General features: G+C 69.3%; 20 protein-coding genes. 14 read left to right on the top strand and 6 right to left on the bottom strand.

The features are described from left to right. Window positions 1–56: 56 nt before the first annotated feature. Both glpK and AMK58_RS23685 read left to right on the top strand, forming a co-directional pair. A complete protein-coding gene (glpK, locus tag AMK58_RS23690; RefSeq protein WP_059399525.1) occupies window positions 57–1,562 on the top strand; it encodes a glycerol kinase GlpK in 1,506 nt (501 codons plus the stop codon). A gap of 12 nt (window positions 1,563–1,574) precedes the next feature. After that, the gene (locus AMK58_RS23685) at window positions 1,575–2,348 is read left to right on the top strand and encodes an SDR family NAD(P)-dependent oxidoreductase (RefSeq protein WP_035680789.1); all 774 of its coding nucleotides are present in this window, start codon (window positions 1,575–1,577) and stop codon (window positions 2,346–2,348) included. Here AMK58_RS23685 and AMK58_RS23680 read toward each other — a convergent pair. Continuing rightward, a complete protein-coding gene (locus AMK58_RS23680; protein ID WP_051140793.1) occupies window positions 2,338–2,919 on the bottom strand; it encodes an AAA family ATPase in 582 nt (193 codons plus the stop codon). The genes AMK58_RS23685 and AMK58_RS23680 overlap by 11 nt on opposite strands. A 49-nt stretch (window positions 2,920–2,968) precedes the next feature. Here AMK58_RS23680 and AMK58_RS23675 point away from each other — a divergent pair, with 49 nt between their 5' ends. After that, complete coding sequence (locus AMK58_RS23675; protein WP_035680791.1) at window positions 2,969–3,436, top strand: flavodoxin family protein; 468 nt, start codon at window positions 2,969–2,971, stop codon at window positions 3,434–3,436. Between the two features lie 123 nt (window positions 3,437–3,559). After that, complete coding sequence (gene gltA, locus AMK58_RS23670; protein ID WP_059399524.1) at window positions 3,560–4,900, top strand: citrate synthase; 1,341 nt, start codon at window positions 3,560–3,562, stop codon at window positions 4,898–4,900. A 15-nt stretch (window positions 4,901–4,915) separates the two neighbouring features. Here gltA and AMK58_RS23665 read toward each other — a convergent pair whose 3' ends face one another. Beyond that, complete coding sequence (locus tag AMK58_RS23665) at window positions 4,916–5,779, bottom strand: aldose 1-epimerase family protein (RefSeq protein WP_035680795.1); 864 nt, start codon at window positions 5,777–5,779, stop codon at window positions 4,916–4,918. A 22-nt stretch (window positions 5,780–5,801) separates the two neighbouring features. After that, entirely contained in the window at window positions 5,802–6,428 is a 627-nt protein-coding gene (locus AMK58_RS23660) for a MarC family protein (RefSeq protein WP_236778311.1), read from the bottom strand. Between the two features lie 184 nt (window positions 6,429–6,612). On the opposite strand from AMK58_RS23660, the gene AMK58_RS23655 reads away from it, so the two are divergent. The 10 genes from AMK58_RS23655 to AMK58_RS23610 all read left to right on the top strand — a co-directional run bounded on the left by AMK58_RS23655 (window position 6,613) and on the right by AMK58_RS23610 (window position 16,753). Continuing rightward, window positions 6,613–7,035, top strand: a complete 423-nt coding sequence (locus AMK58_RS23655; protein WP_035680800.1) for a response regulator transcription factor — start codon at window positions 6,613–6,615, stop codon at window positions 7,033–7,035. Between the two features lie 42 nt (window positions 7,036–7,077). Further along, complete coding sequence (locus tag AMK58_RS23650; RefSeq protein WP_236778310.1) at window positions 7,078–7,701, top strand: chemotaxis protein CheC; 624 nt, start codon at window positions 7,078–7,080, stop codon at window positions 7,699–7,701. 74 nt (window positions 7,702–7,775) lie between these two features. Then, the gene (locus tag AMK58_RS23645; protein WP_059399523.1) at window positions 7,776–9,746 is read left to right on the top strand and encodes a methyl-accepting chemotaxis protein; all 1,971 of its coding nucleotides are present in this window, start codon (window positions 7,776–7,778) and stop codon (window positions 9,744–9,746) included. A 21-nt stretch (window positions 9,747–9,767) separates the two neighbouring features. Then, window positions 9,768–11,330 carry a chemotaxis protein CheW gene (locus AMK58_RS23640; protein WP_059399522.1) on the top strand — a complete coding sequence of 521 codons (1,563 nt, stop codon included), beginning with the start codon at window positions 9,768–9,770 and terminating at the stop codon, window positions 11,328–11,330. Between the two features lie 18 nt (window positions 11,331–11,348). Continuing rightward, on the top strand, window positions 11,349–12,434 hold the full coding sequence (gene cheB, locus AMK58_RS23635) for a chemotaxis-specific protein-glutamate methyltransferase CheB (protein ID WP_035680808.1): 1,086 nt from the start codon (window positions 11,349–11,351) through the stop codon (window positions 12,432–12,434). A 28-nt stretch (window positions 12,435–12,462) separates the two neighbouring features. Then, the gene (locus tag AMK58_RS23630) at window positions 12,463–13,080 is read left to right on the top strand and encodes a HEAT repeat domain-containing protein (RefSeq protein WP_035680810.1); all 618 of its coding nucleotides are present in this window, start codon (window positions 12,463–12,465) and stop codon (window positions 13,078–13,080) included. Then, a complete protein-coding gene (locus tag AMK58_RS23625) occupies window positions 13,081–13,941 on the top strand; it encodes a CheR family methyltransferase (protein ID WP_035680812.1) in 861 nt (286 codons plus the stop codon). 12 nt (window positions 13,942–13,953) lie between these two features. After that, the gene (locus tag AMK58_RS23620) at window positions 13,954–14,352 is read left to right on the top strand and encodes a response regulator (protein WP_035680815.1); all 399 of its coding nucleotides are present in this window, start codon (window positions 13,954–13,956) and stop codon (window positions 14,350–14,352) included. After that, the gene (locus AMK58_RS23615) at window positions 14,349–16,514 is read left to right on the top strand and encodes a chemotaxis protein CheA (RefSeq protein WP_059399521.1); all 2,166 of its coding nucleotides are present in this window, start codon (window positions 14,349–14,351) and stop codon (window positions 16,512–16,514) included. Before AMK58_RS23620 ends, AMK58_RS23615 begins: the two co-directional genes overlap by 4 nt. Continuing rightward, window positions 16,514–16,753: a hypothetical protein gene (locus tag AMK58_RS23610; protein WP_035680820.1), complete on the top strand. Its 240-nt coding sequence runs from the start codon at window positions 16,514–16,516 to the stop codon at window positions 16,751–16,753. The genes AMK58_RS23615 and AMK58_RS23610 overlap by 1 nt, the downstream gene beginning before the upstream one ends. A gap of 42 nt (window positions 16,754–16,795) precedes the next feature. On the opposite strand, the gene AMK58_RS23605 is transcribed toward AMK58_RS23610, so the two are convergent. Genes AMK58_RS23605 through AMK58_RS23595 form a run of 3 tightly spaced genes read right to left on the bottom strand, consistent with a single transcriptional unit; the run spans window position 16,796 to window position 19,666 of the window. Beyond that, window positions 16,796–17,194 (bottom strand): response regulator, encoded by a 399-nt coding sequence (locus AMK58_RS23605; RefSeq protein WP_035680823.1) that lies wholly within the window; start codon window positions 17,192–17,194, stop codon window positions 16,796–16,798. Then, window positions 17,191–19,044 carry a sensor histidine kinase gene (locus tag AMK58_RS23600; protein ID WP_051140798.1) on the bottom strand — a complete coding sequence of 618 codons (1,854 nt, stop codon included), beginning with the start codon at window positions 19,042–19,044 and terminating at the stop codon, window positions 17,191–17,193. The genes AMK58_RS23605 and AMK58_RS23600 overlap by 4 nt, the downstream gene beginning before the upstream one ends. Then, the gene (locus AMK58_RS23595; protein WP_035680828.1) at window positions 19,025–19,666 is read right to left on the bottom strand and encodes a chemotaxis protein CheC; all 642 of its coding nucleotides are present in this window, start codon (window positions 19,664–19,666) and stop codon (window positions 19,025–19,027) included. The genes AMK58_RS23600 and AMK58_RS23595 overlap by 20 nt, the downstream gene beginning before the upstream one ends. Window positions 19,667–19,809 lie beyond the last annotated feature (143 nt).

Below are 19,809 nucleotides of genomic sequence, written 5' to 3'. Positions count from 1 at the left end.
TCACCCCAACCCTTTCCCCGGAGGGGGAGGGAACGAACGAGACCATAGGAAAGATCATGTCTGAAGCCGGCCACGTCCTCGCCATCGATCAGGGCACCACCTCCACCCGCGCCATCGTCTTCGACCGGCGGGGCGTTCCCGCCGGGGTGGCCCGGCGCGAATTCGCGCAGCATTATCCGGCCGACGGCTGGGTGGAGCACGATCCGGAGGACATCTGGCGCGACACCGTGGCGGTGATGCGGGGCGCCGTGGACGAGGCCGGGCTGACTGCGTCGGACATCGCCGCCATTGGCATCACCAACCAGCGCGAAACCACCGTCGTCTGGGACCGCCGCACCGGCGAGCCGGTGCACCGCGCCATCGTCTGGCAGGACCGCCGCACGTCCGACCTCTGCCGCAAGCTGGTGGAGGAGGGCTGCGGGCCGCTGGTGCGGCGCAAGACCGGGCTGCTGATCGATTCCTACTTCTCCGCCACCAAGATCGCCTGGATTCTCGACCATGTCCCCGGCGCGCGGGAGCGGGCCGAGCGGGGCGAGCTGTGCTTCGGCACCATCGACAGCTTCCTGCTGTACCGGCTGACCGGCGGGCGGGTGCACGCCACCGACGCGACCAACGCCTCGCGCAGCATGGTTTTCGACATCCACCGCCAGGACTGGGACGACGAATTGCTCGCCCTGTTCCGCATCCCCCGCGCCATGATGCCGGAGGTGCTGGACAGCAGCGCCGAGTTCGGCGCGACGGAGCCGGATCTGCTGGGCCGCGCCATCCCGATCACCGGCATCGCCGGCGACCAGCAGGCGGCGACCTTCGGGCAGGCCTGCTTCCAGCCGGGCATGGTGAAATCCACCTACGGCACCGGCTGCTTCGCCTTGCTGAATACCGGCGACGAGCCGGTGGAATCGCGTTCCAACATGCTGACCACCGTCGCCTATCGGCTGGACGGGCGGACGACCTACGCGTTGGAGGGTTCCATCTTCATCGCCGGGGCGGCCATCAAGTGGCTGCGCGACGGGCTGGGGATCATCACCCACGCCTCCCAGACCGACGACATGGCGACCCGCGTACCGGACAGCCACGGCGTCTATCTGGTGCCGGCTTTCGTGGGCCTGGGCGCTCCCCATTGGGACCCCGAGGCCCGTGCCGCCGTCTTCGGCCTGACGCTGGACGCCGGCCCGGCCCACATCGCCCGCGCCGCGCTGGAGGCGGTGGCCTTCCAGACGCGCGACCTGCGCGACGCCATGGTCTCCGACTGGTCGGCCGCGCACACGGCGACCTCCGACGCGCTGCGGGTGGACGGCGGTATGGCGGCGAACGACTGGCTGTGCCAGTTCCTGGCCGACGTGCTGGACTTGCCGGTGGAACGCCCGGCGGTGATCGAGACGACCGCGCTGGGCGCCGCCGGGTTGGCCGGGCTGAAGGCCGGGGTCTACCGTGATCAGGCGGCGCTGGCCGGTGCGTGGCGCTGCGACCGCCGGTTCGAGCCGCGGATGGACGCGGCCAAGCGCGCCCGCCTCTACGACGGCTGGCTGGACGCCGTGCGCCGCGTGCGCCGGGAACGCTGAGGGGCAGGAGCCATGACTTTGTTGGGCGAGGATCTACGCGGCAAGCGCGTGCTGGTGACCGGCAGCAGCCGGGGCATCGGGGCGGCGGTGGGCACCGCCTTCGCCAGCCTGGGGGCGCGGGTGGCGCTTCACGGTTCCGGTGGCAATGACGCCGCGGCCCGGCTGGCGCTCGCCCTCACGGCGGGCGGGACGGAGGTCTATGCCGTCAGCGGAGACTTCCGCGACCCGCGCGCCGTGGAGTCGGCGGTGGACGCGGCGGTGCAGGCGCTGGGCGGGCTGGACATCCTCGTCAACAACGCCGGCACCATGGTCGGGCGGGTGCCGCTGGAGCGGGTCGGAGACGATTTCCTGGACGAGGTGATCGACCTCAACCTGCGCTCGGTCGTCGTGGCCTGCCGGCGCGCCCTGCCGGCGCTGCGGGCCGCGGGGGGCGGGGCCATCGTCAACACCGTTTCCATCTCCGCCCGCACCGGGGGCAGCCCCGGCTCGTCGATCTACAGCGCGTCGAAGGCCTTCGTCTCGACCTTCACCCGCTCCCTGGCGGCGGAGCTGGCGCCGGACCGCATCCGCGTCAACGCCGTCTCGCCGGGCACCATCGACACCGATTTCCACCAGCGCTACTCCTCGCCGGAGAAGCTGGCGGCGACGGCGGCGCGCATCCCGCTGGGCCGGCTGGGCACGGCGGAGGACTGCGTCGGCGCCTATCTGTTCCTGGCGTCGGAGGCGCTCAGCGGCTACATCACCGGGCAGGTGATCGAGGTGAACGGCGGCCAGCTTATGGCGTGAGCGGGGCGGGCGTGAGCGGCCCCGGCTCGGCAAGCCGGTCCAGGACGAAGCGCAGCCGCTCCGCCACCGGCGCCTTCGGCAGTTCGACCAGTTCGTAACCCAGCCCTCCGTAGGTCGCGACCATGGCGTCGTAGGTCGCCGCGGCTTCGGCCAGGGTCTGCCGCCGCTCGGCGTCCGGCGCGAAAATCTCCGGCCAGGGCGGCGCTATAAAGACGGTCCGGTGATAGCGGAAGCGGCTGGCGGCCCGCTCCAGATGGGCCGGCACCGGGCGCTTCATCAGGCGCAGGTAGCCGATGACGTCCGGAATGCCGCGGTCGAAGAAGACCGTCCCCGCCTGCTCCCGCGCGAGACGGAGGGAGCGCAATTCCCAGCACAGCATCAATTCCGCGAAGGCCGACGGGTCGATCCAAGGCAGCGCCGGTCCGCCGATGGCCGTCTGGTCCTGGATGATCGCGCGGCCCGCCTCCACGCTGTGGGCGTGGCCTTCGCGGGCCAGCGCGTCGATCAGGGTGCTTTTCCCGGAGCCTGGGCCGCCTGTGACGACGATGAAGCGGCGCGTATCGTCGCTCATGGGACGTCCTCCTGTGTTGTTGGTACAATTGCCGTGGAAAGGACGAATCATGCCGCCCAAACGCCTCCTCGTCGTCGCCCACTGCCCCTCGCCCAACACGCGGGAGCTGCTGGACGCCGTGCTGCGCGGGGCGCGGTCGCCGGAGGTGCAGGGGGTGGAGGTGGTGGCGAAACCGCCGCTGGAGGCCGGGCCGGAGGATGTGCTGGAGTCGCAGGGCGTGATCCTCGGGACGACCGAGAATCTGGGCTATATGAGCGGGGCGCTCAAGGATTTCTTCGACCGCAGCTACTACCCCTGCCTGGAGCGCACACAGGGGCTGCCCTACGCGCTGTTCGTCCGGGCGGGCCATGACGGGACGGGGACCTGCCGCGCCGTCGCATCCATCGCGACGGGGCTGCGCTGGCGTCCGGTCCAGGAACCGCTGGTCTGCCGCGGCCCGTACCGCGACGATTTCGCCCCCTCCTGCGAGGAGCTTGGGCTGCTGATGGCCGCCGGGCTGGAGGCGGGGATCTTCTGACGGCCTATGCCCGGCGGGGTGGCATCTATCGGGAGTGCTATTGACGACACCCCCCATTCATACAGTCTCCTACGTGCAACGAAACAGCGTCACGCCCGATGACGCGTGCATAAGGAGGGGCCGATGGAGAGCAGCAAGGGCCGGCCGGTCTGGCGCGGCGAGGTCAAGCAGGTCGGGACCATCACGGTCACCGACGATACGACCGGGAAAACCGTCAAGCTGCCGCTGCTGGAAGGCGAAACCGGCCCGCGCGCCATCGACGTGCGCAAGCTCTACGCCGAAACCGGCTATTTCACCTTCGATCCCGGCTTCACCTCGACGGCGAGCTGCGAGTCGGCGATCACCTACATCGACGGCGACGAGGGCATCCTCCTGCACCGCGGCTACGCCATCCAGGATCTGGCGGAGAATTGCGACTATCTGGAGGTCTGCCACCTGCTGCTGCGCGGCGAGCTGCCGAATCCGCAGCAGAAGGAGGATTTCGAGCGCACCATCACCTACCACACCATGGTGCACGAGCAGTTGAGCCGCTTCTACAGCGGGTTCCGCCGCGACGCCCATCCAATGGCGGTGATGTGCGGCGTGACCGGCGCGCTGTCGGCCTTCTACCACGACTCGACCGACATCCTTGACCCGCGCCAGCGGATGATCGCCGCGCACCGGCTGATCGCCAAGATGCCGACCATGGCCGCCATGGCTTACAAATACTCGGTCGGCCAGCCCTTCATGTATCCGCGCAACGACCTCAGCTACGCGGAAAACTTCCTCTACATGACCTTCGGGACCCCCTGCGAGGCCTGGAAGGTCGATCCGGTCCTGGCCCGCGCCATGGACAAGATCTTCATCCTGCACGCCGACCACGAGCAGAACGCCTCGACCTCCACGGTTCGGCTGGCCGGCTCGTCGCACGCCAACCCCTTCGCCTGCATCGCCTCGGGCATCGCAGCGCTGTGGGGTCCGGCCCATGGCGGCGCCAACGAGGCCGTGCTGCTGATGCTTGAGGAGATCGGCTCGGTCGAGCGAATCCCCGAATTCATCAAGCGCGCCAAGGACAAGAACGATCCCTTCCGCCTGATGGGCTTCGGCCACCGGGTCTACAAGAACTACGACCCGCGCGCCAAGATCATGCGCCAGACCTGTTACGAAGTCCTGGACGTGATGGGCATCAAGGACGAGCCGCACCTCGCCATCGCCATGGAGCTGGAGAAGATCGCGCTGGAGGATCCCTACTTCGTCGAGAAGAAGCTGTATCCGAACGTCGACTTCTACTCGGGCATCATCCTCAAGGCGATGGGCTTCCCGACCAGCATGTTCACCGTGCTGTTCGCGCTGGCCCGCACCGTCGGCTGGATTTCCCAGTGGCAGGAGATGATCGAGGATCCGCAGCAGAAGATCGGACGCCCCCGCCAGCTCTACACCGGCAATCCGGGCCGTGCCTTCGTTCCGCTGAACAAGCGCGGCTGACGGAACCCCGGTTCTTTACCCCACGGCGATGCGGTAGCTCAGCTCCCGCGTCGCTCCGGGGGCGATGTGCAGCAGCCCCGGCTTGGCGGCGAACTCCCCGTCGAACTCCGCCGGGGAGGCGTGGCCGCGCCAAGGCTCGATGCACAGGAAGGGCGCGCCGGTCGGCTTCGACCAGATGCCCAACTCGCGGAAGCCGTCCCAGGAGACGGTGACGGCCGGGGTGCCGGGCGCGCCGTAGCGGACGGAGCGGCTGGCCGGCCGGTCGAGGATCACCGCGTCCCGCGTGAACAACGCCTCGTCCAGCGGCAAGCGGCGGTCTTCGATGGGGGTTGGCTCCGGCTGCGGCGCCAGCAGGCCGCCCTCGACGCGGCGGATCGGCGCGGGCTCGTCGGCTTCGAACAGAAGCTCGTGCGTTTCCTTGGGCACGCCCTCCCGCAAGGGCCAGAGGAAGGCCGGGTGCACGCCGAGCGAGGCGGGCAGCGCCTCATCGCCCGGATTGGTGATGCGGTGGCGGATGGTCAGCCCGTCCGCGTCCAGATCGAAGATCAGCTCCAAACGGAAGGCGAAGGGATAGATTGCGCGAGTCTGCGCGTCGTCGGACAGCGACAGGCGGCAGAGGGTAGGCGTGTACTCCTCCCAGGCGAAGCGGCGGTCGCGGGCGAAGCCGTGCTGCGTCATGCGGTAGGTCCGGCCGCCGTGCCTCAGCGTGTCGTCCTTCAGCCGCCCCACGATGGGGAACAGCACCGGCGCGTGGCGCGGCCATTCCGGACCGGCCTGCCAGAGCAGTTCCCGCCCGTCGAGGGTCAGGGAGCACAGCTCCGCCCCGTCGGCCTTGATCGCGGCGCCGAGGCGTCCGTTGCTGAGCGTGTGCCGGTCCATGAGGCGACGTCCTTTGTGGAGATCAGTGGGGTGGATAGACCGCGGTGATGCCTTCGATGATCGTCTGGGCGGCCAGCGCCGCCAGGACGATGCCCAGAACGCGGCTGACCGTGTGGATCACCGTGCGGCCGAGCAGCTTGTTCACCAGATCGGCGACGACCAGCAGCGCCATGACGCTGCCCACGGCGACCGCGGCGGCGCCCAGCACCATGCCCTGGCCGCCCAGCGTCGCGCCGTAGCGGTCCATCAGCAACAGCGTGGAAGTGATGGCGCCCGGCCCGGCGATCAACGGGATCGCCAGCGGGAAGACGGCGAGGTCGTGGGCCTCCTCCTCCGTGCGGGCGTCGTCGGCGGTGCGCTCCTTGCGCTCGGCCCGGCGTTGGAACAGCATTTCGAAGGCGATCCAGAACAGCAGCGCGCCGCCGGCGATGCGGAAGGCCGGCATGCCGATGGACAGGGCGTTCAGCACCAGTTCGCCCAGATAGGCGAAGAAGACGATGATGGCGAAACTGATCAGCGGGCCGCGCAGGGCGATCGTGCGCTTGCGCCGGCTGTCGAAACCGCGGGTGAGGCCGAGATAGATCGGAACCAGCCCGATCGGATCGACCACGACGAGAAACACCACGAGCGCGCTGACGAAATCTTCCACGGACGGAACCCCGGATGGCATGACCCTGTTGGCCGATTCTCTGTTATCAAAGCCACCACGGGCGGCCAAGGGGAGGCGCGCCGAAAAACGCTGATTGGGGACCGCAATCCATGCTGGCGCGCGGCGTGGCGGTGGTTATAATCGTTCCACAGTTCAAATTTTCTCCCCTCCCGGAGCACAAGCGTTGAGCAAGACCGTAATCGTCGTGGACGACAGCAAGCTGTCCCGCATGCATGTCCGCGGCATAATACTTCGGAACAAGCCGGATTGGACGGTCATCGAGGCGGCGAACAGCGCTGAGCTTTATGGAAAACTCGACGAAAGTGATATCCATATCGCCATAATCGACTTCAACATGCCGGGTGACAACGGCTTGGAGGCCGCCGCCCGCCTGCTGCAGGTGAAGCCGGACATCCGCGTTGCCATCATCACGGCCAACGCCCAGGATTCGGTGGTGTCCGGCATCCGCGCGCTGGGCGCCGCCTTCATGCCCAAGCCTCTGGAGGAGGAGCAGATGGCCCGCTTCCTGGCCGCCGCCAGTCTGCCGCGCCGTCCGTCGTCCAATGAAGGGGCTGGCAACAATGGAACCGGCGGGAGCGCGGGTTGACCGGCGCGGTGTGGCCGGCGCGCGCCGATGGGCCCGACCTCCATGGGCATTGACCTGGACGAGTTGGAACGCGACGCGCTGACGGAGCTGGGGAACATCGGCGTCGGCCGGGCGACCACGGCTTTCAGCCGGATGATCGGCGGGCCGGTGGAGATTTCCGTCCCGATGGTCAGCCTTGTCCCCGGCGATCGGGTGTCCGGCCTGCTTCGGTCGGCGTTGCCGGGGCCGCTGATCGCGGTGACCGAGTGTCTGTCCGGCGCCTTCCTCGGTTCGGCCATCCTGCTGATGCCGGAACGGAGCGGTCTGCCGCTGGCCGCCGCCGCGCTGCCGCCCGGTGTCCCCAAGGAGGACGCGGCGGAGCTGGTGGAGGAGGCGCTGGCCGAGGTCGGCAATATTGTGCTGAACAGCTGCTTGTCCTCCATGGGTAATCTGCTGGGTGTCGCGATCGGCACCACCCTGCCGCAGGTCGTGCGCGGCGTGGGGGACGGCTTTCTGGAACGCTGCGGCGTCGGTCTGACGGCGGAGGCGCAGGCGATCCTGTTCCACGTCACTTTCCGGACGCCGCCCCACGATGTCGAGGGGACCGTCGTCCTGGCGCTCGACGCCGGGTCCGCGGCGGAGCTGAAGGCGGCCATCGGGCGCTACATCGGCCGGGTGCTGGCCTGAGGGCAGGCGCCGCGCGCAATCAACAAGAGCCGCCGAAAGAGCAGCATGGGCTCACGGGGTAAGGGGTTTGGATCATGGCATTGGTCAAGAAGAAGCGGATCGACACGGCAAGCGCCTCCCGCGGTGCGGACCTCGGCGAGGAGATTCCGCTTGCCGATGAGGCCGCACTGTCCAGCCAGCCCGACAACGCCCTGTCGACCCGCCGCGCGGCGGAGGTGCGGCGGCGCGCCCGCGCCGGGAACCGGCGGCGCAAGGCGGCGGAGGGTATTGCCGCCGCGTCGAACGAGCTTGCCAGCGGCGTGACCCAGGCCGCCGCCGCCGCCGAGGAATTGCGCAAGGCGATGGAGCAGGTGGCCGCCGGCGCGGAGGAGGCGGCCAGCGCCACCCAGCAGTCGCAGCGCATGATCGACCGCAGCGCCAGCCTGATCGGCCGGGCGCGCGGCAACGCCGAATCCTCGCTGTCGCGGATCGAGGCGCTGCAAACGCTGATGAAGGAGGTCAGCGGGCAGATCCTCGCCTCCGTCGATGGGCTGGTCCGAGCCGCCACGCGGCAGGAAGCTGCTGTCGCCCTGGTCCGCGACCTGGAGCGGCAGGCGGCGGAGATCGGCACCATCGTGGAGGGTGTGGCGGTCATGGCCGATCAGACCAACCTCCTGGCGCTGAACGCCGCCATCGAGGCAGCCCGCGCGGGCGATGCCGGGCGTGGATTCGCCGTGGTGGCCGACGAGGTGCAGGCCCTGGCCGAGCGCTCCGAACGCTCCGCCAACGAGATCAACCGCATGGTCGCGGAGATTCAGAAAGCGGTGGGCGCTATCGCGGAGAGCATCGTGGCCGGCGCCGACGCGTCCAAGACCGAGGTGGAGCGGGGCCGCCAGATCGCCACCCAGCTCGACCGGGTGCGCGACGGCATGGGGGACATCGCCCGCGGCGCCCAGGAGACCATCAAGGCCGCGTTGGAGGCCGATTCGGCCGGGCGGGAGGCGCAGCGCGGTGCTGAAAGCGTCGCCTCCGCCGCGGAGGAGCAGGCGGCGGCGAGCGAGGAGGCGCTGAAGACGGTCGGCGAACAGGCCAAGGCGCTGGCCCAGAGCGAGCAGGCCGCCGGCCAGCTCTCCGATCTCGCCGACGAGCTGACCGGCAACACCGACGTCCACCGCGCCGCCGGGGATCTCGCTTCCGCCGCCGAGCAACTCTCCGCCGCCATCGAGGAAATCAACCGCGCCGCCGCCCAGATCATGGCGGCGATCACCCAGATCTCCCGCGGCGCCCAGGCCCAGGGGGCGGCGACCCACCAGTCCAGCAGTGCCATCGCGGAGATCGAGGCCAGCGCACGGCTCAGCCACACCCGTGCCGATGAGGCGCTTCAGCGCTGCGTCGGCCTGGAGGCGCTGCTGTCCGAGACGCAGGATATGGTGGGCGCGCTGACCGCCGGGGTGGGCGAGGCGGTGGGCGCGAGCCGCCGCACGGTGGAGCGGATCGGCGCCATGGAGCAGATCGGACGGCGCATCGACAAGGTGGTCGATGCCATCTCCATCATCGCCATCCAGACCGGCATGCTGGCGGTCAGCGGCTCCATCGAGGCGGCGCGGGCCGGGGAGTTCGGACGCGGCTTCACCGTCGTCAGCAACGACATTCGCAATCTCGCCCGCGACAGCTCGGAGAATGTGGAGCGGGTCAAGGACATCGTTCACGCCATCCAGGACCAGATCGGGCGCGTCCGCCGCGACATCGAGGACATCGGGGGCGAGACGGCGCGCCAGTCCCTGCGCCACCAGGAGTTCGCCAGCAGCCTCGCCGCCGCCATCGCCGACCTTCGCACCGTGATCTCCGGCAGCCGCGAGATCGTCGAGAACGCGGGCGAGGTGCAGCGCGCCGTGGCGGAGGCGCAGAAGGGCGTGGAGCAAGTCGCCGCCGTGGCCAACCAAGCCAACCGCTCGGCCAACGAAGCGGCCAAGGCCGCGCGGGAGCAGGCAAAGGGTGCGGAGGAACTGGCCGCCGCCATCGAGGAGATCGCCGCCATGGCCGACGAACTGCAAGGGGCCGGCTGACGGCCGGCGGGGAGACGACCCATGGCCGCGATCATCCGCCGCGACGGCGTGCGTTCCTTCGTCCTCTTCACGGTCGGCGGCATGGGGTTGGCCCTGCCGCTGGACAGCGTGCTGGAAATCCTGCGTCCGCCCGCCCTGGTGCCGATCCCGCTGGGGCCGCCCAGCCTGGAAGGGCTGGCACGGCGGCGCGGCGCCGTGCTGCCGGTCATCGGGCTGCGCCGGGTCCTGGGCCTTGCTGGAGCCGGGACCAGGGGCGGGGAGGGTGGAACCGTTGATGGGGAGACGAAGGCGGCGCGGCTGCTGATCATCCGTCACACCGGCCAGCCGGTCGGCTTGCTGGTGGACCGCGTGTCGGGCCTGTCCGCCGTGGACGAGGACCGCATCGCCGACTCCGCGACGGCGCCGGATCCGTCCATCGACGCCGATCTTCTGGCCGGCGCCATCCTGGCCGGAGACGGGGCCGCGGGGGAGGGTGCCCTGATCCTCAACCCCGGCCCGCTGATCGAGCGCCAGTTCGCCGACCTTGGGCGGGTGACGGCGGGAAGCGCCGATTTCAGCGCGGCGCCCCAGCCGAAGACTGTTGCCGCGGCGAGCCAGGACGAGGAACAACTCGTCGTCCTCACCGTTGCGGAACAGGAGTTCGCGTTGCCCGTGGCGGCGGTGCGGGAGGTCGTTCCGGTTCCCGAGACGGTGACCCGCGTCCCCCGCGCCCGCCCTCATCTTCTGGGCATGATGACGTTGCGCGACGCGCTGCTTCCCCTGGTCGGGCTGCGGATGCTGTTCGGGCTCGACGCCGCGCTCGATGCCACGGCGGATCGGGGCCGTGGAAAGGTGGCGGTTCTGCGCACGGCGGAGGGGCAGGTCGGTGTGGTGGTGGAGGATGTGCGGGAGATCCTGCGCGTTCCCCGTGAACGGATCGACCCGGTGCCGCCGCTGATGGCGCGCGAGGCGGAGTTCGAGGATATGGACGGCATCGCGCGGCTGGACGGCGGCGCGCGGCTGATCCCGGTCCTGTCGGCGGAACGGCTGTTCCGTCATGGCGCGGGCAATGGCGCCGGGTTGGGCATCCATGCCCAAGGGCGCGAAGGAGAGACGGCTGTGGCAATGGAGGCGGAGCGGGCGGAGGCCTTCGTGGTGTTCCGGCTGGCCGGGGCGGAATACGGCCTGCCGGTCGGGGCGGTGCAGGAGGTGCTGCGCCAGCCCGACGCCGTGACTCCGCTGCCCAACGCGCCGGACTTCGTCAGCGGCGTGACCACGCTGCGCGGCGCCGTCCTGCCGCTGGTCGCGCTGCGCCGCCTGCTGCGTCTGCCGGAAGGGCGGGAGAACGGAGGCGATCGGGGCCGCGTGGTGGTGATCGCCGCGGGAGCGGCCCGCGCCGGGCTCCTGGTGGACGGCATGGCTGGGATCGTCCGCATTCCGGACGGCGTGATCGGGCCGGCCCCCGTCGTGTCGCAGGCCCAGCACCGGCTGATCCGCCGCATCGGCGCGGTGGAAAGCGCCGGGGAGCGGCGGATGATCCTGCTGATGGACCCGGCGGAACTGCTGGACATGGACCAGCTTGCCGACCTGCTGGCCACCGTCTGATCGGAAGGTGGTCCCGTCATGCTGAAGGTTCTGGTCGTCGATGATTCGGCGCTGATGCGGCGGCGCATCGGCGACATCCTCTCGTCCGCCGGTTTCGAGGTGGAAACCGCCGCCGATGGTGCGGAAGCGTTGGAACGGCTGTCCGGCTTCGATCCGGATGTGGTGACCCTGGACGTCACGATGCCCGGCATGGACGGTCTCGCCTGCCTGAAGCGCATCATGATCGAGCATCCGAAACCGGTGGTGATGGTATCCGCCCTGACCGCGGACGGGGCGGAGGTGACGCTGGAGGCCCTGCGGCTGGGGGCGGTGGAGGCGGTGCGCAAGCCGACCGGGGTCGGCGCCATCGCCGGCATCGCCGAAGAGCTGGTCGACACCGTGCGCGCCGCCGCCGGGTCCCGGCCTCGCCGGGTCCAAGGGTTGCGGGAACGGCTGCGCCGGGCGCGGGAGCGTATTGTCGGAGAGGATTTCCTGGCCGATGTTCCCCGTTCCAAGCCGCAGACCGTGGCCGACAGCGACGGCGATCCGAGCGAAGGGCTGGTGCTGATCGGCGTGTCCACCGGCGGGCCGCGCACCCTGGAGGATATCCTGCCGCTTCTTCCGACGGACTTTCCCTGGCCGGTGGTGGTGGCCCAGCACATGCCTGCCAGCTTCACCGGACCGCTGGCCCGCCGCCTTGACATCATTTCCGCGGTGACGGTGGTGGAGGCTGCGGCGGCCACCGCGCTCCAGCCGGGGATGGCTTGCATTGCGCGCGGCGGTGCCGATCTTCAGATCGTCCGGCGCGGTGGGCGGCTCTGCGCCCAGCCCGTTCCAGCGGACGAGCGGCGAAACTGGCATCCCAATGTGGACCGGCTGGTCGAGAGCGCTCTGCGCGCCATTGCACCATCACGGTTGATCGGCGTTCTCCTGACAGGCATGGGGTCGGATGGCGCGGCCTCGATGACGGAGTTGCGCCGCCAGGGCGGGCGCACCATCGCGGAGGCGGAGGCCAGTGCCGTCGTGTTCGGCATGCCGCAGGAACTGATCCGCCGCGGCGGCGCCGACATGGTGCTGCCGTCCGACCGGGTGGCCCAGCAGGTGACGCGGTGGGTGAGGGGATAACGGTGGTGACAGGCGTGGTGGAGGCGGCATGGCCCTGGTGAAGGCACGGAAGATCGATGGAGCGAAGCCCGCGGCCGCCATGGAGGACGGCGATCCGCTGGCGTTGCTGGAGGACGCCGATCCGGCCCTGCGCCGCCGGGCTGCCCACGCGCTCGGCGAGCGTCCCGACGCCGTTCCCGCCCTGTCCGCGAGGCTGGCGCGGGAGAAGGACCCAAGCGTCCGCGAAACCCTCTTCACCGCTCTGGTCCGCACCGGCACCGCGGAGGCCGCCGCGGCGCTGGCTCCCCATCTGGTGAGCGAAGACGTCGGGCTGCGCAACGGCGTGATCGAGAGCCTCCAGCAGATGCCCGCCGCCGTGGTGATGCCGGAGGTTACCCCGCTGCTGACCGCCGCGGATTCGGACCTGCGCATCTTCGCGGCCCAACTCGTCGGGAAGCTGCCCCATCCGGACCGGCTGGACCTCTTGGCCGGAGTGATCGACCATGACCCGCACGTCAACGTCTGCCTCTCCGCGGTGGAGGCGTTGATGGAAAGCGGTGATCCCGCGGCTCTGACGGTCGTGGAACGGCTCGGCGGGCGTTTTCCGGACGATCCTTTTGTCGCCTTTTCCATCGATGCGGCGCGCCGCCTGTTTTCCGGAGCCTGAATGACGCCGCCTTTGGACAAGAGCGCCGGCGGCGCCTTGAGCGCCGCGGATTACGACGCTTTCTGCCGGTTCTTGCGGGAACGCACCGGCCTGTCCTTCACCGAGGCCAAACGCTACTTCGTCGACCGCCGCGTGTCGGAGAGGATGGCGGCGGTCGGCATCGAGCATGTCCGCCAATACCTGAATCTGCTGCGATTCCAAGCGTCGGGGGAAGAGTTGCAGCTTCTCGTCAACCGCATGACGGTGAACGAGACCTATTTCTTCCGCGAGATGTACCAGCTCGACTGCTTGGTGAACGCTGCGCTGGACGAGGTGGTGCGCGGGCGCGCGCCGGGCAGCCGTGTGCGCATCTGGTCGGCCGGCTGCGCCACTGGAGAGGAGCCCTACTCCATCGCCATCACACTGCTGGAGCGGTGGAGCCGGGTGGATGATTTCGAGATCGAACTCTACGCCTCCGACATCGACAGCCATGTGCTGGCCCGCGCACGCGAGGGCATTTACGAGGAACGGTCGCTCCAAGCCATGCCGCGGGATCTCGTCGCCAAATACTTCACCCGGCTGGACGACCAGAGCTGGCAGATCATGGAGGAGTTGCGGGACTCCATCGATTTTTCGCTGGTGAACATCGCCGATCCGCAGCAGATGGCGAATTTCCGTGGCATCGATGTCATCTTCTGCCGCAATCTGCTGATCTATTTCGACGATTTGGGGCGGCGTGAGGCGGCGTCGATGTTCTACGACGCGCTGTCGCCTTGCGGGTTCATCTGCCTCGGCCATTCGGAGAGCATGAGTCGGATGTCTTCCCTTTTCGTGCCGCGCCGGTTCCCCGACGCCATCCTTTATCAGAAGCCCCAGAGTTAAGGAGGCCGCCCGGTGACCGATCGACCAGACCCGCAACCCCGCGTTCTCGTGGTGGACGACGCCGTGACCGTCCGGGCCTATACCCGGCAGGTTCTGGAGGCCGACGGCTTTCGGGTCGACGAGGCGGTGAACGGGCTCGACGGGCTGGAGCACGCGCTGGCGTCCACGCCGGATCTGCTGATCGTCGACATCAACATGCAGAAGATGGACGGCTACACCATGCTGCGTCGCCTCCGGCAGGAGCAGACCCTGCGGGACGTGCCGGCGATCATGATCAGCACCGAATCCAAGGACAGCGACCGTGAGAAGGCGCTGCTCGCCGGGGCCAACTGGTATTTCGTCAAGCCGGTGCGTCCCGCCGACCTCACCGCCGCCGCCCGCCTGCTGACCGGACGTGAGGGACGGTCATGAGTGCGCTGTTCGAGCAGTTCGTCTTGGAATCGCGGGAGTTGCTGGAGGCGGCGGGCGCCGCCCTGCTGCGGCTGGAGCGCGATCCGACCGAAACGGCCGCGGTCAACGACCTGTTCCGTGCGCTGCACACGCTGAAGGGCGCCACCGCCCTGTTCGACATGGCGCCTTTCACCCGCATGGTCCATGCCGGCGAGGACGCTCTGATGGCCGTGCGCGATGGGCGCGCCGCCATGAGCGGGGATCTGGCCGACCGTCTGCTGGAGTTGCTCGACACCGGTGCGGCGTGGGTCGATGGGCTGGAGTTCAGCCAGTCCCTTCCCGACGACGCCGACACCCGCGCGCGGGCGCAGGAGGCAGGGTTGCGTGCTGCCCTCGGCGACTCGGCCGAAACCGCCGACGGTGGCGCGCCCGCTGGATTCGCCTGGGTGGACGAGTTGCCGGAGGCCGAGCGGGCCAAGGCCGCCGGGCGCACGGTCACCGCCATCGCCTATGACCCCGCGGAAGACTGCTTCTTCGCCGGGGACGATCCACTCGACCTGTGCCGCCGCATCCCGGACCTGCTGCTGCTGCGTGTCGAGGCCGCCGGGGCGTGGCCGCCGCTGACGGATCTCGACCCCTACCGTTGCGCCCTGCGCTTCCGCGCGCTCAGCGGCGCCTCGAAGGATGAGCTGGCCCGCCTGTTCCGCGGCGTTCCCGATCAACTGTCCCTCGCCACGGTCGCGATCCCCGCCCAGGCCGCGCCGGCCAGCCTCGCCACGGCCATGCTGCGGGAACAGGCGCGCATCCTCGGCCTTCCCGGCAGCGACGCGGAAACGGCGGCGCGCCGGCCAGCGGTGCTGCGGGCGGTGCGCAACATCCTGGCCGCCGAGGGACGGAATGCCGAAGCGCCGCCTCTGGACCGTGCCGCCGACGGCCCGGCGGACGCGCTCATCCGCTGCATCGAAGGCCTGGCTGAGGCTGCTCCGGCAGCGCCCGCCGCTTCACCGCTCCAGGCCCGGCGGACGCTGCGGGTGGATGCGGAGCGCATGGACCGGCTGATGGCCCTGGTCGGGGAACTGGTCGTCGCCAAGGGAAGCCTGCCCTACCTCGCGCGCGAGGCGCAGCACGGGCGGAGTGCCGATGCTTTGGCACAGGGCATCAAGGAAGCCCACGGCCGCATCGATTCCATCGTGGGAGATCTGCAGGACGCGGTGCTGCGGTTGCGGCTGCTGCCCCTGTCGCGCGTCTTCGACCCGCTGCCCCGGCTGGTCCGCGACACCGCGCGGCGGCTCGGCAAGCCGGTCGAGCTGCACCTCTCCGGCGGCGAGACGGAGGCGGACAAGGACATTCTCGACATCCTGGGCGAGCCGTTGCTGCACCTTGTCCGCAATGGGCTGGACCACGGCATCGAGGCGCCGGAGCGCCGCCGCGCCGCCGGCAAACCGGAGGTGGCCGCCATCCGCGTCCAGGCCTTCCAGGACAGCGGCGGCGTGGTGGTGGAGGTCTCCGACGACGGGGCGGGCATCGACGCGGAGGCGGTGCGCCGCAAGGCGGTGGCGGCGGGCGCCCTGACGGCGGAGCAGGCGGCGGCCCTGAACGAAGCTGAGGCATTGCGCCTGATCTTCCTCCCGGGGCTCAGCACCTCGGCCATGGTGTCGGACCTGTCGGGCCGGGGGGTGGGGATGGACGCCGTGCGCGGCGCGGTGGAACAGGCGGGCGGACGGGTTGAGGTCGCCTCGACCCCTGGCGCCGGGACGCGCTTCCGCCTCGTCCTGCCGCTGACCATGATGGTCACCCGGCTGGTGATGGTGGAGACGGCGGGCGCTCTCTACGGCTTTCCGGTCACGCTGGTCACCGGCATGCAGCGCGTTCCCCACGGTGCGATCCGCCGGATGAAGCACGCGGAGAGTGTCGTCGTGCAGGATACAGTGGTGCCGCTCCTGCGGCTGCGCCGCCTGCTCAATCTGCCGGAGGACGAGCGGGAGCGCAGCGGGGAGGCGGTGCTTCTGGTGGACCTCGGCGGGCAGCCAGTGGGGCTGGTGGTGGACGCCTTCCGGGAGCGCGCCGAGGTGGTTCTGAAGCCGATGACCGGGCTGCTCGCCCGGCTGCGCGGCTACGCCGGCACGGCGGTGCTCGGCGACGGGAGCCTTCTGCTCGCCCTCAATCTGCGGGAGCTGATGTGATGCCCATCCGTTTCGAGGACCGCACCGCCCGTTTCGAAGGTGCCTGCACGGTGGATGAGGCTATCCCGCTGGCCGAATGGCTATGCGCTGTGGAGGAGCCCCGGCTGGACCTCGGCGGCTGCACCGCCCTGCACACCGCGCTGCTTCAGGTGCTGCTGGCGGCAGGGAAACCGGTTGCGGTGCCTCCGGAGGACGCCTTCCTCAAGGGCTGGGTCATGCCGGCGCTGGGCAAGCGATAGTGCGTGAACCGTTTCGCCTTCCGCGCCGAGGGCGAACGGCGCCTAGGAAAACAGCTCCATCGTGTCGGGGACCTTGGTCGGCGTCCGCCCGGCCAGGATGGCGCTGACCGCCTCGACCGCGGAGACCAGCGAGGTTTGCGAGAAGGGCTTGGGCAGGCAGCCCACCCCGTATTCGCGCGTCGGCTCCACCTCCTCGCGGTAGGAGGTGACGAACAGGCAGGGGATGCCGAGCGCGGTCATCCGGCGGGCCGCGTCGATGCCGCTGGAGCCCTGGGCGAGATGGATGTCCACCAAGGCCAGATCCGGCTTGACCTCCTGCGCCAGGAGCAGCGCCTTTTCGCTGGTGGAGGCCGGCCCGTGCACCTCGTGCCCTGCGGCTTCCAGGTAGAAGCTCTGCTCCATGGCGATGAGGACCTCGTCCTCGACGAGAAGGATCTTCATCCGTTCCACTCCGCCGCGCTGTCTTCCAGGATGGGGCCGCGCGTTTCCGGCATGGTCAGCGCGATGCGGAAGGAGGTGCCCCGCTCCACCGGCATCAGCGTGACCGTCGCCCCGACCTGACCGGTCAGGCTGGTGATCAAGCGCATGCCGAGGCTGCGTGACCGTCGCATGTCGAACCCGGCGGGAAGGCCGGGGCCTTGGTCAGTCACCGTCAGCGCCAGCAAGTCGTCGGTCCGGTCGAGCGACACCAAGACGTTGGCGGGTGTGGACCCGCGGTGCTTGATGGCGTTGGTGATCAGTTCGTTGGCGATCAACCCCAGCGGTGCCGCCTGATCGATGGGCAGGTCGACGCGCTCCGCCCGCACCTCGATGGAGCCCAGCGTGTCGCCTCCCGACGCCCGGGACAGGTCGGCGCACAGCTCGTTCAGGTAGCTGCCGAACTCGATGGTCTGGAACTGCTCGGTCTGGTACAGCCGGCTGTGCACCCGCGCGATGGCGTCGATGCGGCTGCGGGCGTCCTGGAAATGAACCCGCTCGGCGGCACCCGGAAGGCTCATGGTCTGTAGCGTCAGCAGGCTGGAGACGAGTTGCAGGCTGTTCTTCACCCGGTGGTTCACTTCGCGCAGCAGCGTGGACTTCTGCCCGACCAGCTTGCGCAGCGTCGCTTCCATCGACTTGATCTCGGTGACGTCGATGTGCATCAGCACCGCCCCGCCGAAGGGGCCGGCGGCCATCGGTGCGGCGAGGCAGCGGTACCAGCGCGGCCCGGTGTCGGACAGGCCCGGATACTCGATGGACACCGGCGCCCCCCCACGCAGCAGGCCGCGCAGCCCCTCGATCAGCGCGTCGGCATGCTCCGCTCCGCTGCGGGTGGCGGCGCAGGCCTCCAGATAATCGTCGCCGATGGCCGACCCGTCGCCGAGGAAGCCGGCGTGGGCCCCGCTTTCGACCCAGGCCTTGTTGACGAAAATAATGTGCCCGCCGTGATCGAGCACGGCGATGTGCGCAGGCAGCGCGTCCAGAGTGGCCTTGGTCTGCTCGGCCAGCTGGCGCATGGCGAGTGCGTTCGCCTTCAACTCCTCGCGGGTGCGGCGGCGTTCGGTGATGTCGCGCAGGACGCCGGTGATGAAGCTCCGCCCTTCCGACTCCCAACGGGCCAGCGAGACCTCAAGATCGATGCGGGTGCCGTCGCGCTTGCGCCCGATCAGCTCCACCGGGGCGGGACGCCCGGCAGGGTCGCGCTCCAGAAGCCCGGACCAGTCGGGGGAGCCTTCGGCGAGGAAAAGGCTGACATGCTGGCCGATCAGCTCATTGGACGGAAAGCCGAACTGCCGGGCGGCGGCCCCGTTGGCCCATTGCACGACGCCGCGCGTGTCGGTTGTGACGATGGCGTCAGGGGCGGTGTCAACGATGGCGCGGTAGCGCGCGTCGCGCTGTTCGCGCAGAACCCGTTCCCGATTGACCACCGCGGTGACGTCGGTCACCTGGATCAGGCAATAGGACGCGTTGCTGACGATGAAGGGCCGGATGAGCACGTTGTGGACCATCCGTCGCCCGTCGGTGCAGCGCAGTGGGAACAGCACCGGGTTCAGCGTGTGCGAAAGGACGCTGGGTGCCCCGGTTTCCAGCACGTCGCGCACGGCGTTGTGCAGCCGCGTGTCGCGCAGGGAAGGCAGGGCTTCCACCAGTTCCTGCCCGTGGATGTCGGGTTCGGAGGTGCCCGACGCTCTTTCCATCCAACGGTTCCAGAACTGGACGCGGCCATGGCGGTCCAGCACGACGATGCCGGCGTCCATTGCGTCGAGAAGGCCGTCCAGCCAAGGCATGCGCTTAAACTCGGTCGGTTCCATCGGGCGTCCCGGAGGCGATGCGGTCGATGAATCCATGGATCAGTCCCTTCAGCGACTCCAGAGACGACAGACCCATGAGCAACGCAATGTAGCCGCGAATGCTCCGGCTGCGGATCAGGAAGTCGATGTAGAGGAACATCACCAGCTCATCGGGGTTTGGTCCGTTGCTTTGGAAGATGCGATCGCTGTCGCCGCGCAGCACGCTGGGCAGCGAGATGTCCAGGTTGTCCTTCAGCGTGTTGGCCATCACGACCAAGCAGCCGTTGAGGATGATGTTGCCGATCTCCGCGAGCGCATCCTGCTCCAGATCGACGATCTCCTCCAGGCTCAGATCGCTGCCTAGGACGGCGCGGGCCAGCTCCAGGCTGTTGGTCTCGGGAAAGATCAACAGGGCGCGGCCGGAAAAGGAGCCGTCGAAACGCTGCTCGACGGCGACGAGGCTCATTTTCTCACGCGCGGCCAGAAGGCTGGCGGCATCGTTGCGGCTGACGATCTCGATGGAGGGAACCGACAGCAGGACCTGGTCGGCGACCATGCGGCTGAGATGGGTCGCAGCACGGCCCACGCCCATGTTCACCAGTTCGGTCAGCGCGTCGCGCTCGAGGTCGCTCAGATCAACCATGCACCGGCGCTCCCGTTTCCATGGGCGCGCCGTGGCATCGGCGCCCCCGGGCACAGTGCGACAGGAACGCCGTCAAAGTCTCCCCCGTCAACGGCATAGGCCAAATTGGGAGTGATCTAGGCAATTCAGCAACAAGGTGCTGT

It is taken from the genome of Azospirillum brasilense (assembly GCF_001315015.1).
Classification (GTDB): domain Bacteria; phylum Pseudomonadota; class Alphaproteobacteria; order Azospirillales; family Azospirillaceae; genus Azospirillum; species Azospirillum brasilense.
Note: the sequence above shows the minus strand (reverse complement) of the source record. Positions and strands in the feature narration are given on the sequence as shown.